This is a genomic window from Streptomyces sp. NPDC058650 (assembly GCF_042717315.1).
GTDB lineage: Bacteria > Actinomycetota > Actinomycetes > Streptomycetales > Streptomycetaceae > Streptomyces.
The window spans coordinates 99,751-115,566 of sequence record NZ_JBHXRL010000019.1; the positions used below are offsets into that span (position 1 = coordinate 99,751).

The 15,816-nt window shown below is 73.6% G+C and carries 13 protein-coding genes and 1 pseudogene; 7 read left to right on the forward strand and 7 right to left on the reverse strand.

Annotated elements, in window-relative coordinates:
- The first annotated feature begins 93 nt into the window (after positions 1–93).
- Positions 94–1,551 carry an ethanolamine permease gene (gene eat / locus ACFWWU_RS28415; RefSeq protein ID WP_384149120.1) on the forward strand — a complete coding sequence of 486 codons (1,458 nt, stop codon included), beginning with the start codon at positions 94–96 and terminating at the stop codon, positions 1,549–1,551.
- Between the two features lie 51 nt (positions 1,552–1,602).
- Complete coding sequence (locus ACFWWU_RS28420) at positions 1,603–2,298, forward strand: gamma-glutamyl-gamma-aminobutyrate hydrolase family protein (protein WP_384149122.1); 696 nt, start codon at positions 1,603–1,605, stop codon at positions 2,296–2,298.
- Between the two features lie 13 nt (positions 2,299–2,311).
- Here ACFWWU_RS28420 and ACFWWU_RS28425 read toward each other — a convergent pair whose 3' ends face one another.
- On the reverse strand, positions 2,312–3,451 hold the full coding sequence (locus tag ACFWWU_RS28425; RefSeq protein ID WP_384149124.1) for a C45 family autoproteolytic acyltransferase/hydolase: 1,140 nt from the start codon (positions 3,449–3,451) through the stop codon (positions 2,312–2,314).
- Between the two features lie 140 nt (positions 3,452–3,591).
- A pseudogene (locus ACFWWU_RS28430) lies at positions 3,592–4,212 on the reverse strand (cytosine permease); the annotation flags it as partial.
- Between the two features lie 101 nt (positions 4,213–4,313).
- On the opposite strand from ACFWWU_RS28430, the gene ACFWWU_RS28435 reads away from it, so the two are divergent.
- The gene (locus tag ACFWWU_RS28435; protein ID WP_384149126.1) at positions 4,314–5,042 is read left to right on the forward strand and encodes a TetR/AcrR family transcriptional regulator; all 729 of its coding nucleotides are present in this window, start codon (positions 4,314–4,316) and stop codon (positions 5,040–5,042) included.
- A 104-nt stretch (positions 5,043–5,146) separates the two neighbouring features.
- Positions 5,147–6,778, forward strand: a complete 1,632-nt coding sequence (locus ACFWWU_RS28440; protein ID WP_384149128.1) for an amidohydrolase — start codon at positions 5,147–5,149, stop codon at positions 6,776–6,778.
- Positions 6,779–6,815: 37 nt separating this feature from the next.
- Here the strand turns inward: ACFWWU_RS28440 and ACFWWU_RS28445 are convergent, their stop codons facing one another.
- Positions 6,816–7,778, reverse strand: a complete 963-nt coding sequence (locus ACFWWU_RS28445) for a LysR family transcriptional regulator (protein WP_384149130.1) — start codon at positions 7,776–7,778, stop codon at positions 6,816–6,818.
- A 70-nt stretch (positions 7,779–7,848) separates the two neighbouring features.
- On the opposite strand from ACFWWU_RS28445, the gene ACFWWU_RS28450 reads away from it, so the two are divergent.
- Positions 7,849–9,075: a TDT family transporter gene (locus tag ACFWWU_RS28450; RefSeq protein WP_384149132.1), complete on the forward strand. Its 1,227-nt coding sequence runs from the start codon at positions 7,849–7,851 to the stop codon at positions 9,073–9,075.
- On the opposite strand, the gene ACFWWU_RS28455 is transcribed toward ACFWWU_RS28450, so the two are convergent.
- From ACFWWU_RS28455 to ACFWWU_RS28470, 4 genes are all read right to left on the reverse strand, one after another.
- Complete coding sequence (locus ACFWWU_RS28455; protein ID WP_384149134.1) at positions 9,002–9,763, reverse strand: helical backbone metal receptor; 762 nt, start codon at positions 9,761–9,763, stop codon at positions 9,002–9,004. The two genes, ACFWWU_RS28450 and ACFWWU_RS28455, sit on opposite strands and share 74 nt — an antisense overlap.
- Positions 9,760–10,311 carry a helix-turn-helix domain-containing protein gene (locus ACFWWU_RS28460; RefSeq protein ID WP_384149136.1) on the reverse strand — a complete coding sequence of 184 codons (552 nt, stop codon included), beginning with the start codon at positions 10,309–10,311 and terminating at the stop codon, positions 9,760–9,762. Before ACFWWU_RS28460 ends, ACFWWU_RS28455 begins: the two co-directional genes overlap by 4 nt.
- Before the next feature lie 198 nt (positions 10,312–10,509).
- Entirely contained in the window at positions 10,510–12,321 is a 1,812-nt protein-coding gene (locus ACFWWU_RS28465; protein WP_384149138.1) for an ABC transporter permease/substrate binding protein, read from the reverse strand.
- On the reverse strand, positions 12,314–13,384 hold the full coding sequence (locus ACFWWU_RS28470) for a glycine betaine/L-proline ABC transporter ATP-binding protein (RefSeq protein ID WP_384149140.1): 1,071 nt from the start codon (positions 13,382–13,384) through the stop codon (positions 12,314–12,316). The genes ACFWWU_RS28465 and ACFWWU_RS28470 overlap by 8 nt, the downstream gene beginning before the upstream one ends.
- A 570-nt stretch (positions 13,385–13,954) precedes the next feature.
- Here ACFWWU_RS28470 and ACFWWU_RS28475 point away from each other — a divergent pair.
- Entirely contained in the window at positions 13,955–14,860 is a 906-nt protein-coding gene (locus ACFWWU_RS28475) for a 5'-3' exonuclease H3TH domain-containing protein (RefSeq protein WP_384149224.1), read from the forward strand.
- A gap of 102 nt (positions 14,861–14,962) precedes the next feature.
- Positions 14,963–15,799 carry a siderophore-interacting protein gene (locus ACFWWU_RS28480; RefSeq protein WP_384149142.1) on the forward strand — a complete coding sequence of 279 codons (837 nt, stop codon included), beginning with the start codon at positions 14,963–14,965 and terminating at the stop codon, positions 15,797–15,799.
- Positions 15,800–15,816 lie beyond the last annotated feature (17 nt).

Below are 15,816 nucleotides of genomic sequence, written 5' to 3' on the forward strand. Positions count from 1 at the left end.
CGAAAGTAACGCACGGGACTTGCGCTCCCCCGTCGGCCACCGCAAAGGTATGGCTCCAATCCATTGGGCCCGTTGCGGGGAGCTGACGCTGCCATGACGCTCGAAGAAACGACCGGGAACGCCTCCGGCGGCACCACCCCACCGAAGGACGACTACCTGGAACGGCGCGCGCTGCGCCGCGGCAGCGCCGGCTGGCTGCTGCTCACCGGCCTCGGCGTCGCCTACGTCGTCTCCGGCGACTTCTCCGGCTGGAACATCGGCCTGTCGAAGGGCGGCTTCGGCGGACTCGCCATCGCCACCGTCCTCATGGGCGCGATGTACGCCTGTCTGGTCTTCGCGCTCGCCGAGCTCTCCGCCATCCTGCCCACGGCGGGCGGCGGCTACGGCTTCGCCCGCCGGGCGCTCGGCACCTGGGGCGGATTCCTCACCGGCACCGCGATCCTCATCGAGTACATCCTCGCGCCCGCCGCGATCTCCATCTTCATCGGCGACTACGTCGAGTCCCTCGGCCTCTTCGGCCTGGAGTCCGGCTGGCCGGTCTACCTCGTCTGCTTCGCCCTCTTCATCGGCATCCACCTGTGGGGCGTGGGCGAGGCGCTGCGATTCAGTCTGCTCGTGACGGCCATCGCGGTCGCGGCGCTCGTCGTCTTCGCGCTCGGCGCGTTCACCGACTTCCACGTCGACGGCCTGAACGACATCCCGGTCGACGGCGAGGCCTTCGGATCGAACTCCTGGCTGCCCTTCGGACTGCTCGGGATCTGGGCCGCGTTCCCCTTCGGCATGTGGTTCTTCCTCGGGGTGGAGGGCGTGCCGCTCGCCGCCGAGGAGGCGAAGGACCCGGTGCGGTCGATGCCGAGGGCGCTCGCGATCTCGATGGGGATCCTGGTGCTCCTCGCCGTCATGACCTTCCTCGCCGCCACCGGCGCGCGCGGCTCGGCCGCCGTACAGGAGGCGGGGAACCCGCTCGTCGTGGCGCTCCAGGGCGACGGGGAGCCGACGGCGCTCAGCCGTTTCGTGAACTACGCGGGCCTCGCGGGCCTGGTCGCCTCCTTCTTCTCCCTCATCTACGCCGGATCACGCCAGCTGTTCGCCCTCTCCCGGGCCGGCTACCTGCCCCGCTTCCTCTCCCTCACCAGCCGCCGCAAGTCGCCGTACCTGGGGCTGCTCATCCCGGGCGCGATCGGCTTCGCCCTCGCCGCCGGCACCGGCAACGGGGCGCGGATGCTGAACATCGCGGTCTTCGGCGCCACCATCTCGTACGCCCTCATGGCGCTCTCGCACATCGTGCTGCGGCGCCGCGAGCCCGGCCTCCACCGGCCGTACCGGACGCCCGGCGGAATCGCGACCTCGTCCATCGCCTTCGTCCTGGCCCTCTCGGCGCTCGTCGCGACCTTCCTGGTGGACCGGACGGCGGCGTTCATGGCGCTCGGGGTGTACGTGATCGCTCTCGCCTACTTCGCGTTCTACAGTCGGCACCATCTGGTGGCCGGCGCGCCGGAGGAGGAGTTCGCGGCGCTCGCCGCGGCCGAGGCCGAGCTCGCACGCGACTGATTCACCTGATTCACCTGACTCACCGACACTCGGCAGCTCTGGAGGAAGCACGTGTCCAAGCCGCTCATCGGCGTGACCACCTATCTGGACCAGGCCCGCTGGGGGGTGTGGGACATGCAGGCCGCGCTGCTCCCCGCGCCGTACCCGCGGCTCGTCCGGGAGAGCGGGGGGATCACCGTGATGCTGCCGCCGGACGAGCCGGCCGTCGCGGCGCAGGTCGTGGCCCGGCTCGACGGGCTGGTCGTCGCGGGCGGGGCGGACGTCGAGCCCGTACGGTACGGGGCCGAGCCCGACCCCCGTACCGGCCCGCCGGCCCGCGCCCGGGACTCCTGGGAACTGGCCCTGATCGACGCGGCCCTGGCCTCCGGCACGCCGCTCCTCGGGATCTGCCGTGGGATGCAGCTGCTGAACGTGGCCCTCGGCGGGACGCTCGTCCAGCACCTGGACGGGCACGTGGAGGCGGTCGGGGTGATCGGCCGGCACGCGGTCAAGCCGGTGCCGGGCACGCGATACTCCTCTCTGGTGCCCGAGCTGACCGAGGTACCGACCTATCACCACCAGGCCGTGGACCGGCTGGGTGCGGGCCTCACGGTCTCGGCCCACGCCGAGGACGGCACGGTGGAGGCGGTGGAACTGGCCGCCCCCGTCTGGGCCCTCGGCGTGCAGTGGCATCCGGAGATGGGCGAGGACCTGCGCGTGATGCGGGGCCTCGTCGCGGCGGCGGGCGCGGGAGCGGGCCGGCGGTAACCGGGCCGCTCGTTCAGCGCGTGGGCGCCGTGAGCGGCGTCCAGCTCGCGGGGCCCGCCGTGCACGGCCCTCCGTCGTGCACCAGGAGGCGCTTCTCGGCCGGGTCGACCGCGACCGTGGCCAGCGTCGCCCACCTGCCGCCGAGGGTCCCCTCGGCGGGGGCGTGGCAGCAGACCTCGGCGCCGTCTTCCCGGTGCGCGGTGAGCAGGTCCACGAGCGTGTCGGTACCGAGCGGGCCGGGGGTGAGCGGACGGGCGGCGAGCGGGCCGGTGCCGAGCCGCCCGGTGTGCTCGCGGACGCGGGTGGTGAGCAGTCGGTGGCGGTCGTACGTCTCCGGCTCCCGGCGCCCGCGCAGTTCGCCGGCGGCGAGGGCCGGGTCGAGGAAGTGGTTCGTGCGGACCAGCCAGCCCCGGTCGTCCGGGGCGACGACCGCCGACCCGCCGGGGGCGAGTTCGACGGAGACGGCGCGGTCCGCCGTCACCACGGTGATGACCGTGGAGGCCGAGACCGGGGCGGCCGTGAGCAGGGCGACCGCCTCCTCGAACGACCCGGCCGCGCCGAGCACCTGACGGGCCACGAGGTGGACGGGGACGCCGGTGGCGGCGTCGTCGGCGTGGCCGAGGATGTTGAAGAGCACGCCCACGCCGGCGTCGTTGACGCCGATCTTCGCGAGGATGCCGTGTTCGGTGATCCCCGCGAAGCCGCGGACGTCGCCGGTCACGGTCTGGAGGTGCCAGGCGTCGGCCAGCTCCTCGTGCCAGTCCCAGCACTGACCGCCGGCGGTCCCGGCGCCGTCGGTACGGACGAGGGTGGAGCACTCCCCCGCCCTCGGCGCACCGGCCTCGGCGAGGATCTCGGTGCGCGCGTTGAGCGCGGCGATCGTCCGGAACGGCATCCCGGCGCCCTCGGCGACTCCCTCCATCTCCTCGACGAGCTCGGGCGCCCAGGCCCGGGTCGCGTCGACGGTACGGAGGGCGAGGGCGGCGACGTCCGGCATCCGCGCGCTGCTCGACGCGCCCGCGGCGACGGTCGCGAAGAGTTCCTCGTAGACCTGCCACGCGCGTCTGATGCCCTCGCGGGCCTGTCGGCCCCGGTCCTCGCCCCGGCGCCTCGGCGAGTCCCCGCTGATCCGGAGGACCGTACGGGCGTTCACGCGCGCTCCCGGGCGGCGCGCACGGTGGAGTCGTTCCGCATCAGGAGGGCGTAGAGCCCCGCGGCGACGGTCATGCCGACGGGGAGGGAGAGGTCCAGGCCGCCGAGGGCCGCGGCGACGGGGCCGGTGTAGAGGGTGTCGACGCAGAGGGCCGCCGAGGTGACGCCCGCCGTGAGGGCGAGGGTGATCGGCAGGTACAGCTTGATGATCAGGGCGTGGCCATAGACGCTGATGGCCAGGGTGAGCGCGGCGATGACCACGATCACGGCCACCTTGACGGGGGTGTTCGCCGTGATGCCGGTCTTCTCGACGAGCGCGAAGGCGGCGGTCGCCGCGGCGGCGAGGTTGAGGGCGAAGTAGCAGACGGAGACGAGCCAGCCGCCGATCGCGTTGTTCACGCGGTTGCCGAGGGCGCCGTAGACGGCCCGGGTGATCACCTCGCTGGGCGCGCCGGCGGCCGGTCCCGAGGTGGCGAGGAGGCCGGTGAGCAGCCAGAGGAGGTTGCCGACGACGATCACGGCGACGGCCTGCCAGAGCGTCAGGCCCATGAGGACGAGGGCGCCGCCGATGACGAGGCTGAGGTAGTTGACGTTGGCCGCGGCCCACACGGAGAAGAGCTCGCGGGGGTGTCCGTGGCGCTCGCCGTCGGGGATGTGATCGATGCCGTGGGCCTCGATGCGGCCTGGTCTGTCGGCGGCGGCCGACGGAGTGACCTCGACGCCCTGGGAGCGGGGGATCGGGTCGGGGATCGTGGAAGCCATGCGGCCCTCCGGGTGCGGGTGGTGCCCACCAGGCGACCGTTCGGTGTCCACCCGGTTGCCCCTGGTTGCTTATTGGTCGCACACTCAATAGCATCCCGGGTATGTCGTCAAGCGTTCAGCGCAAGCGCGTTCGGAAATCCCCGGAAGCCCGGCGGGCGGAGATCGTGGAGACCGCGGCCCGGGTCGCCCTGACCGAGGGCCTGGAGTGCGTCACCCTGCGGCGGATAGCCGAGGAGCTCGCCGTACGGCCCGGTCTGATCAGCCACTACTTCCCCTCGGCGGAGGATCTGGTGGGCGAGGCCTTCAGCGTCGCCTCCACCGGCGAGCTCGACGCGCTGCTGCCCGCGGACCGGCCGCACGGGACGCCCACGCAGTACCTCGCGCGCTACTTCGCGCTCTCGGCGGGAGAGGCGTACGACGACATCAGCCGTCTCTGGATCAACGCCCGCCACCTGAGCCGCTACCGGCCCGTCCTGCGCGACCGGGTCGCCGAGCAGGAGCTCGCCTCCGACGACCGGCTCGAAACGCTCATCCGCGAGGGCGTCGCGCGGGGCGAGTTCCGTACGGACGACCCGCGGACGGCGGCCATCCAGATCCTGGTGGTGCTCGACGGCCTGGGCGCCCACGCCAACACCGACCGGAGCAACCGGCCCGAGGCCGTGACGCGGATGGCCGTCACGACGGCGGAGCGGGAACTCGGCCTGGCGCACGGCGCCCTGACCGACGTGCCGCCGCTCGCGGAGCCGTCGGTCGAACCGGCCGCGCCCGTCACGCCGGTCGAACCGGATGAGCCGGTTCAGCCCGCCGAGCCCGCTGCCCCTGCCCACTGACCCACTGACCCACCGCCCCACGGCCCCACCGGCCTTACCGGCCCTGCGGCCACCCCCCGTGCCCCGCCTCCCCCGTACCGCCCTCTCCTCCCCTGGAGTCACCCGTGCCCACCACCCGACTCGTCCTGCTCTCCGCCCGACTGCTCGACCCCGGCACGGGGGCGTTCCTGCCGCAGACCGCGCTCGCCGTCTCCGGCGACGGCCGGATCTCCGCCCTGGGCGACGACCGTGAGATCCGCGCCCTCGCCGGTCCCGACACCACCGTCGTCGACCTCAAGGGCGCCGTCGTCACGCCGGGTCTCGTGGACGGCCACGTCCACCCGGTCACCGGCGCCGAACTGACCGGCGGCCTCGACCTGTCGCACTGCGCCGGCCTCGACGACGTACGGGCGGCGCTCGCCCGGGAGGTCCGCCGCCTCGCCCGCGGGGAGTGGCTGTTCGCCTGGGGGCTCGATCCGAACGTCTTCGGCGACCGGCCCGTCGGGATCGCCCCCTTCGACTCCGTACTCGACGGGGTGCCCGCCTTCCTGCTGCTCTTCGACGCCCACTCGGCGCTGGCCAGCCGCCGGGCGCTCGAACTCGCCGGCGTCGACGGGCCGCGTACCTTCGCGCAGGCCTCCGCCGAGGTCGTCTGCGACGCGACCGGGCGCCCGACCGGTCTGCTCCAGGAGGACGCGGCCTGCGAGCTGGTCGAGCGGGTCGCCCCGCGGCCGACACCCGAGGAGCGCCGGGAGGGGCTCGCCGCCGCCCTGCGGTCGATGGCGGCGGCCGGTCTGACCGGCGGCCACGTCATGGACGCCAACGGCGAGAGCCTCGCGCTGTACGGGGAGCTCGACGCCGCCGGCGAGCTGCCGCTGCGGCTGCGCGTGGCGCCCTGGTGCCAGCCCGGCACCGACGCGGACGGGGTCCGCGCCCTGATCGAGCAGCAGGGCAGGGGCGGCGCGCTGTGGCGGGTCGCGGGCGTGAAGCTGTTCATGGACGGGACCATCGACAACGGCACCGCGTGGCTGGAGCGGCCCGACTGCCACGGCGAGTCCACGGCCGCGTTCTGGCCGGATCCCGCCGCGTACACGCACATCGTCGGGGAACTGCACCGGGCGGGCGTGGCCACCGCGACGCACGCGATCGGGGACGCGGCCGTACGGCACGTCCTCGACTCCGTCGAGAAGGCCCAGGCCTCGGACACGGTCCGGGTACGCCACCGGGTGGAGCACATCGAGACGGTGCCGGACGACACGCTGCGCCGCTTCGCCGAGCTCGGGGTCGTCGCCTCCATGCAGCCCACCCACTGCTGCGACTTCACCCGCGCCGACCACACCGACAACTGGTCGCGCCGCCTCGGCGAGGAGCGGGCCTCGCGCGCCTGGCGCTGCCGCGACCTGGTGGACTCCGGGGCGGCATTCGTCCTCGGCTCCGACTGGCCCATCGCGCCGTTCCCGCCGCTCGGCGTGCTGGCCGGGGGCCGGCACCGTCGCCCGAGCCGCGACCTCGGCCAGGCGCCGCACGGGCCCGAGCAGGCGCTGACGGCGCTGGAGGCGCTGCGGGGCATGACGACGGGACCGGCGTACGCGGCGGGCGAGGAGCACGAGGCGGGCCGGCTCGCGCTCGGCCACCGCGCCGACCTCACGGTCTTCGCGGACAGCCCGGTCACCACGGCGGCGACCGAGCTCCCGGACCTGTCGGTCCTCCTGACGGTCCTGGACGGCCGGATCACCCACCGTGCGGCAGGCGTCTGACGGACCCAGGGCCCAAGACCCAGGGCCCAGGGGCTCCTCAGCCCGTCGGGCGGGCGCGGGTCAGGGAGAGCAGGTCGCGGGCCGGGCCCGTCGGGCGGTGTCCGGCGGGCCAGACCGCGCGCAGGTCGCGGCGGAGCAGGACGCCCTCGACGGGGATGGCCACCAGGCGGCGGGAGGCCAGCTCCTCGGTGATGGCGAGTTCGCTGAGGACGGCCGGGCCCGCCCCGCTGACGACGGCGGCCTTCACGGCCGTCGTGGAGGCGAGTTCGAGGAGCGGCTCGGCGAGCCCGCCGTGGCCGGCGAGCGCCGCGTCCAGGACCTGCCGGGTGCCCGAGCCGCGCTCCCGCAGGATCAGCGGGGTCGAGGCCAGTTCCGCCGGGTCCAGGGGGCCGCGGCGCCGGGCCCAGGGATGCGACGGCGCGGCGACCAGCGCGAGCCGGTCGTGCGCCACGACGACCCCGTCGAGGCCGTCCGGCACGGCGAGCCCCTCCACGAAGCCGACGTCGGCCTCGCCCGCGAAGAGCCGTTGCGCGACCGCCGCGGAGTTCCCGGCCTGGAGCGACACGGCCGTGTCGGGCCGCTCGGCGCGCAGTGCGATCAGCCAGCCCGGCAGCAGGTACTCGGCGATGGTCATGGACGCGGCCACCCGCAGCCGCGAGTCGCGCCGCCCGCGCAGGGCCTGGGCGCCCGCGTCGAAGGCCTCCGCGGCCTCGACGATCCGCCGCGCCCAGTCCGTCACGAGCGCGCCAGCGTCGGTGAGCCGCGAGCCGCGCGGCGAGCGGTCGACGAGGGCCACGCCGAGCTGCCGCTCCATCGAGCGGATCCGGCTGCTCGCGGCGGGCTGGGTGATCCCGACCTCGCGGGCGGCGGCGCCGAGGCTGCCGTGCCGGGCGACGGCGATGAGCAGTTCGAGCGCACCGAGATCCGGCACCCGGTGGGACAGGTGCGGCCTCGGCTCGTCGCCCTGGGTTCCGTGCCGCCCCGCCATCTCACTGCTCATAAACCCAGCTTATGACGTCATAGTCACAAGATCCCTGGTGGGTGCGGTGAAAGGGCGCGACGGTGGGGTCATGGCAAGCCTCGCAACACCCCGCTCGGCCTCCCGTCCGGCCTCCCGCGCCACCACCCCCGGCGCGCACCCCGCCACCACGGCCACCACGACCACCACGACCACCACGACCACCAGTGCCTCCCCGGCCCGTTCCGTCCGTCACCTCGGACCCAACTGGTACGCCTCCGTCATGGGGACGGCCATCGTCGCCAACGCGGGCGCGGCCCTCCCGGTGGACGTCCCCGGCCTCCGTGCCGTCTGCGCGGCGGTCTGGGCGTTGTCGCTCGCTATGCTGCTGGTCCTCGTCTCCGCCCGCGCGCTGCACTGGATCCACCACCGTGACCAGGCCCGGGCCCATCTCCTGGACCCCGCGATGGCGCCGTTCTACGGCTGCCTCTCGATGGCGCTGCTCGCCGTGGGCGGCGGCGCGATGATCGTGGGCCAGGACTGGATCGGGCTCCCCGCGGCCCTGGCGCTCGACACCGTCCTGTTCACCGCGGGCACGGTGATCGGTCTGGTGGCGGCCGTGGCCGTCCCGTACCTCATGGTGGTGCACCACCGGATCGAGAGCGCGTCCCCGGTGTGGCTGCTGCCGGTCGTCGCCCCCATGGTCTCCGCCGCGCTCGGCCCGCTGCTCGTGCCGCACCTGCCCGCCGGACAGGCCCAGCAGACTCTCCTCATCGCCTGCTACGCGATGTTCGGGCTCAGCCTGCTCGCCACCCTGGTCATGCTGCCCCTGGTCTTCGGCCGGCTCGTGACCGGTGGCCCGCTGCCTCTCGCGCTCACCCCCACGCTCTTCCTCGTCCTCGGCCCGCTGGGCCAGTCGACGACCGCCGCGAACAAGTTCGCCGACGTGGCCCCGGGTGTGCTGCCCGCCCCGTACGCGCACGGCTTCGCCGCCTTCGCGGTCCTCTACGGGGTGCCCGTGATGGGCTTCGCGCTGCTGTGGCTGGCACTCGCCGGGGCGATGGTGCTGCGGGCGCGGCGGCGCGGCATGGGCTTCGCGATGACGTTCTGGGCGTTCACCTTCCCGGTCGGGACCTGCGTGACCGGCGCCGAGGGACTCGCCCAGCACACCGGTCTGGCCGTCTTCCGGTGGCTCGCCGTCGCGCTGTACGTGGTCCTCGTGGCGGCCTGGCTGGTGGCCGGGTTCCACACCCTGCGCGGGCTGCTCAGCGGCGCGCTGCTCGCAGGGCCCGGGACAGCGCCTGCGGTGCCTGTGCCAGCGACGGCCCGTACCAGGTGAGCAGGCGCCCGTCGACGAGGGATGCGGGGGTCCCGGGGAAGGCCTCGGGGCCGTCGTCCGGCGTGAAGCGGTAGGGCTCGTCGGGCAGGACGACGAGGTCGGGGGCGGTGGCGCGGAGCTCGTCGACCGGGATGCGCGGATAGCGCTCCGGGTGGCCTTCGTACGCGTTCCGGACACCGAGGTGGGCGAGCAGGTCGCCGGCGAACGTGTCGGTGCCGAGGACCATCCAGGGGCGGCGCCAGATCGGCACGACGACGGTGAGCGGCCTTCCGTCCGGTGCGGGCTCCAGGGGTGCCACGGACTCCCAGGCGGCCTCGGCCTCGGCCAGCCAGCGCGGTCGCCGGGGCGCGCCGCAGGCGGCGAGGACCCGCTCCAGTTCGCGCAGGCCCTGGTCGAGGGTGCGGATCTCGGTGACGAGGACGTCGAGCCCGGCGGCCCGCAGGGCGGCGAGGTCGGGGGCGCGGTTCTCCTCCTCGTTGGCGAGGACGAGGTCGGGCCGGAGCGCGGTGATCGCGGCGACGTCGGGGTTCTTGGTGCCGCCGACCCGTACGACGTCGAGGCCGGCGGGGTGGCTGCACCACTCCGTCGCGCCGACGAGGACGCCGGGCGCGGAGACGGCGACGGCCTCCGTGAGGGAGGGGACGAGGGAGACGACCCGCGGGGCGGGCCCGGTCCCGGCGGCCCTCACTCCTCCTCGACCTCGACGTGGTCGGCTACGGCGACGACGAGGAGGCGGGTGCCGGGCTCGGTGGCGCGCCAGCGGTGCCGTACGCCTCCGGAGAGATAGAGCGTGTCGCCGCGGCCGAGGCGGTGGGCACGGCCCTCGGCCTCGACCTCGGCGGCGCCGTCGGCGACGTACAGCAACTCGTCGTTCCGGTGCTGGAATTCGCGGCCCGCGTCCTGCTCGCCGGTGAACTCCAGGGCGTGCAGCTGGTGGCGGCCCCGGACGAGCCGGCGGACTCCGTCGGGGAGCGCCGCGGACCGCTCGTCCGCCCGTACGACGTCGACGGTGCGGGAGGCCTCGGCGACGGCGAGGAGCTCGCCCGCGGTGGTCTCCAGGGCCTCGGCGACGAGTTCGAGGGAGCGGCGGCTGGGCCGGGCGCGCTCGTTCTCGACCTGGCTGAGGAAGGGGACGGAGAGGCCGCTGCGGGAGGCGACGACGGCCAGGGTGAGCTGGAGCGATCTGCGGCGCCTCTTGACGGCCGCGCCCACGCGGGGTGATTCCTTCTCGTCCATGTCGGCTCCCTCCCTCTGTCCTGGTGCCTCGTCGCGTCGCGTTCCCCTCGGAGACCGCGTACCGGTCGGTTACCTGAACCTTACGCAGCTTTGGCTCCGGGTTTCGCGTCGTGACGAAAAGGGGTGGTCGCCGAACACGTTCGGCGACCACCCCTTTTCGGACAGGAACCGTTCCCTGTCGTTCGGGCGCTGCTGTGGCTACTGCGGGGCGAGCTTCTCCGCGAGGCCGGGGTTGCGGTCCAGCCAGACGCGGACGGCCTGCTGTTCCTTGCCCTTGCCCGTCTCCTGGATGACGGCTTCGAGGTCCGTGAGCTGCTTCTCGGTGAGCTCGAAGTTCTTCAGCCAGGTGCCGACCTCGGGATTCTCGGCGGCGAAGCCCTTGCGGGCGAGGGTGTGGACGCCGTCGCCCTTGCCCCAGGTGCCCTTGGGGTCGGTGAGCTTCTTCAGGTCGTGGGCCGAGTAGGCCCAGTGCGGGGACCAGAGGGTGACGACGACGGGCTCCTTGCGCTCGTACGCGCGCTTCAGCTCGGCCAGCATGCCGGGCGTGGAGCCGTCGACGACCTCGTACTCGCCCTCCAGGCCGTACTCCTTGAGCACCTTGTCCTTGAGGATGCCCATCATTCCGGCGCTGGGCTCGATACCGACGATGCGGCCCTTGAACTGTCCCGCCTTGCCCTTGAGGTCGGCGAGCGAATCGACGCCCTTCACGTACGAGGGGACGGCGAGCTCCAGGGAGGTGGGGCCGTACCAGGAGCCGAGGTCCTCCAGCTTGTTCTTGTACTTCTCCCAGTACTGGGCGTGGGTGACGGGGAGCCAGGCGTCGGTCTGGAAGTCGATCTGCCCGCCGGCCAGGCCGGTGTAGAGGGCGCCGGCCTCCAGCTGCTTGGTGTCGACCTCGTAGCCGCGGCGCTCCAGGAGTTCCTTCCAGAGGTACGTGGAGGCGATGCCCTCGTCCCAGGGGATGTAGCCGATGCTGATCTTCTTGCCGTGGCCGCTGTTCGGGCCGGAGGCGGTGGTGGAGGTCGCGCCGCCGGAACGTCCGAGGAAGCCCGTACCGCCGGCCACGAGGGCGAGCACGACGACGCCGACGAGGGCGGTGACGGGCTGCGGGCGGTGGGCCCACAGCTTCGCGCCGGGGCGCTTGGCGCTCGCGGCACGCGCCTTGGCGGCCGCGCGGCGGCCCAGCGGGGAGACCTGGCGGCCGAGGGCGCCGGTCATCCGGTCCAGGTACATGGCGAGGACGACGATGGAGATGCCGGCCTCGAAGCCGAGGCCGATGTCGACATTGCCGATGGCGCGGTAGACCGCGCCGCCGAGGCCGCCGCCGCCGACCATGCCGGCGATGACGACCATGGACAGGCCGAGCATGATGACCTGGTTGACGCCCGCCATGATCGTCGGCAGGGCGAGCGGGAGCTGCACGCGCAGGAGGGTGTCGCGCGGGGTGGTGCCGAAGGCCTCGGCGGCCTCGACGAGTTCGCCGTCGACCTGGCGGATGCCGAGCTCGGTCATCCGGACGCCCGGGGGCAGCGCGAAGACGATGGTGGCGATGATGCCGGGGACGACTCCGACGCCGAAGAAGATGATGCCGGGGATGAGGTAGACCATCGCCGGCATGGTCTGCATGAAGTCGAGGACGGGGCGCAGCACGGCGCTGACCGTCTTGGAGCGGGCCGCCCAGATGCCGAGCGGGACGGCGATCACCAGGGTGACGAGGGTGGCGACGAGGACGAGGGAGAGCGTCGCCATGGCCTCGTCCCACAGCTGGACCGAGTCGACGAGCGCGAAGCCCGCGAAGGCGAGGACGCCGGCGGCGAGGCCGCGCAGCCACCAGGCGACGACGGCGAGGATGCCGGCGAAGAGCAGCGGCTGCGGTGCGGACAGGACGGCGTCGATGCCGTCGTAGAGGCCGGTGACGCCGGTGCTGACGGCGTCGAAGAGCCAGGAGAACTGCGTCTGGAGCCAGTCGACGGAGCTGTCGACCCAGTCGCCGAGGGGGAGCCTAGGCACGGGCGGTCACCTCCTGCTGCTCCTCGATGTCCTTCGCGGCGAGGCCGCCCATGACGCCGAGGAGACGTTCGGTCGGTACGACGCCGAGGACGGTGCCGTCGGCGTCCTGGACGGTCACGGGGTGCGGGGCCAGGGCGGCGACGGCGCACAGGTCGGCGACGAGGGTGTCGGGTGCGACGGCCCGGCAGGCGCACTCCTCGGGGCAGGCGGCCGGGACGGCGCCCTCCGCCATGACGGCGGCGGCGGTGAGCACGCGGGACCGGTCGACGTCCTGGATGAAGGAGGCGACGTAGTCGTCGGCGGGGCGGACGAGGATGTCCTCCGCGGTGCCGAGCTGCACGATCCGGCCGTCGCGCATGACGGCGATCCGGTCGCCGATGCGCATGGCCTCGTTGAGGTCGTGGGTGATGAAGACGATGGTCTTGTTCAGCCGCTGCTGGAGCACGAGGAGCTGGTCCTGCATGTCTCGGCGGATGAGCGGGTCGAGCGCGCTGAAGGACTCGTCCATGAGGAGCAGGTCGGCGTCGGTGGCGAGGGCGCGGGCGAGGCCGACGCGCTGCTGCATGCCACCGGAGAGCTCGTCGGGCCAGGACTTCTCCCAGCCGGCGAGCCCGCACAGTTCGAGGGCCTCGGCGGCGCGGGTCTCGCGCTCGGCGCGCGGGACGCCCTGGACCTCCAGGCCGTAGGCGGCGTTCTCCAGGACGTTTCGGTGCGGGAAGAGCGCGAAGTGCTGGAAGACCATGCTGATCTTGGTGGCCCGGACGGCGCGCAGCTCGCGGGGGGAGAGTGCGGTGAGGTCGCGGCCGTCGAAGAGGACCCGGCCGGCGGTGGGTTCGAGCAGGCCGTTGAGCATGCGGAGGAGGGTGGACTTCCCGGAGCCCGACAGGCCCATCACGACGAAGATCTGACCGGGTTCGACGACGAAGCCGGCGTCGACGACGGCGGCCGTCGTCCCTTCGGCGCGCAGTTCGTCGCGGTCGGCGCCGTCGGCGAGGCGCCGGACGGCTTCGTCGGGTCGTCTGCCGAACACCTTGTACAGGTGGTCGGCCTGGAGCCTGGACACATACACCTCACGGGTAGCAATGAGAACGGCCCGCCACCCCCGCGCGGCCGGGCCGTGGAGCGGGCGGGATCTGCCCGCGGGGCCCGTGGCGTACGGGGATTTCGTTGTTGAATCCCGTACCGGGTTCCGCTCCGGGCTCGCGCCTGCCCGGCTTCACAGGGTGCAAACGCAAAGGTGACGGGGGTCACGTGGAGGACTGGCGTGGGGGCTCGGGAACGCGTGCGCAGGGGCTCGGGAGCGCTCGCGCGGAGACTCGGGAACGTCCGCCTCCGGGACCGGCGAGTGAGCCGAAGGGGCGCGGCCGGGGGAACGACCCCGAGCGCGCGGAGGCCCCGACGAAGGAGGGGTCGAGCACGGTCGGGGCCGTGAGCCCGGCTGAAGCGCCCCGGAGGCGAACCGAGCCGAAGATCAGGCAGGCGAGCACGGTCGGGGCCGTGAGCCCGACTGAAGCACCCCGGAGGCGAACCGAGCCGAAGATCAGGCAGGCGAGCACGGTGGGGGCCGTGAGCCCGACTGAAGCACCCCGGAGGCGGCCCGAGCCCTAAAATCAGGCAGGTGACGCGACGCCTGATGCTCCTCGACACCGCAAGCCTCTACTTCCGCGCCTACTTCGGTGTGCCGGACTCGGTCCGGGCCCCCGACGGCACGCCCGTGAACGCCGTCCGCGGCCTTCTCGACTTCATCACCCGGCTCGTCCAGGACCACCGCCCCGACGACCTGGTGGCCTGCTGGGACGACGACTGGCGGCCGCAGTGGCGGGTGGACCTGATCCCCTCGTACAAGGCGCACCGGGTGGCGGCCGAGACGGAGACCGGCCCGGACGAGGAGGAGATCCCGGACACGCTCTCCCCGCAGGTGCCGGTGATCGAGGACGTCCTCGCGGCGCTCGGCATCGCCCGTATCGGGTCCGCGGGGTACGAGGCGGACGACGTCATCGGGACGCTGGCGGGACGCGCCGCCGGGCCGGTGGACATCGTCACGGGTGACCGGGACCTGTTCCAGCTGGTGGACGACGCGCGCGCGGTGCGCGTGCTGTACCCGCGCAAGGGTGTCGGCGACTGCGACCTGGTGGACGACGAGCTGATCCGTACGAAGTACGGCGTGCGCCCCGACCAGTACGCGGACTTCGCGGCGCTGCGCGGCGACGCGAGCGACGGGTTGCCTGGGGTGAAGGGCATCGGCGAGAAGACGGCCGCGCAGCTGATCACGGAGTACGGAGACCTGGCCGGGGTGCGGGCGGCGGCCGAGGACCGGACGTCGAAGCTGACGCCGGCCAAGCGGCGCGGCATCGTGGAGGCGGCCGCGTACCTGGACGTGGCGCCGACGGTGGTGCGGGTCGCCGGGGACGTACCGCTGCCGGAGTTCGACGCGGCCCTGCCGTCGGAGCCCCGCGACCCGGCGGCGCTGGAGGCGCTGGTGAAGCGCTGGGGTCTGGGCGGGGCGGTGGGGCGCCTGCTGCCGGTGCTCGCCCGCTGATGCCGGTGCTCGCCCGCTGATCGCTTCGATCCGCCCTGGGCGACAGCACACCGGGGTGCTAGCTTAGGCAAACCTAAGTTCGTCGAGTCAGGAGAGCCCCTCGTGGCAGAGCAGCCGGCCCGCAAGACACCGAAGGCCACCGAAGCGCGTGTGGTGCGCACCGAGCGGATCACCCCGCACATGGTGCGGGTCGTCCTGGGAGGTCCCGGTCTCGACGCCTTCGAGGCCGGCGAGTACACCGACCACTACGTGAAGCTGCTGTTCGCCCCCGAGGGGGTCGCCTACCCCGAGCCGTTCGACATGGAGCGGATCCGGGAGGAGTTCCCCCGGGAGCAGTGGCCGACGACGCGGACGTACACGGTACGGGCCTGGGACCCGGTCCACCGCGAGCTGACCGTCGACTTCGTGGTCCACGGCGACGAGGGCCTCGCGGGCCCCTGGGCGGCGCGGGCCCAGGCGGGCGAGACCGTGCGCTTCCTCGGCCCGGGCGGCGGCTACACGCCGGACCCGGCGGCGGACTGGCACCTGCTCGCGGGCGACGAGAGCGCGCTGCCGGCGATCGCCGTGGCGCTGGAGCGGCTGCCGGCGGGCGCGCGGGTGCACGCCTTCGTGGAGGTCTCGGACGCGGCGGAGGAGCAGAAGTTCGCGACGGCCGCGGGGGTGGACGTCACCTGGCTGCACCGGGGCGGCCGCCCGGCGGGCGAGGCGGTCGTCGAGGCCGTGCGGTCCCTTGAATTCCCGGCGGGCGACGTCCATGCCTTCGTCCACGGCGAGGCGGGCTTCGTGAAGGACCTCCGCCGGCACCTCCGGATGGAGCGGGGGGTGGCGCGCGAGCGGCTGTCGATCTCGGGGTACTGGCGCCTGGGGAAGACGGACGAGGCGTGGCGCGCGATCAAGCGCGAGTGGAACGACCAGGTGGAGCGCGAGCAGGAGAACTGAGGCGCGGAGCTTGAGCG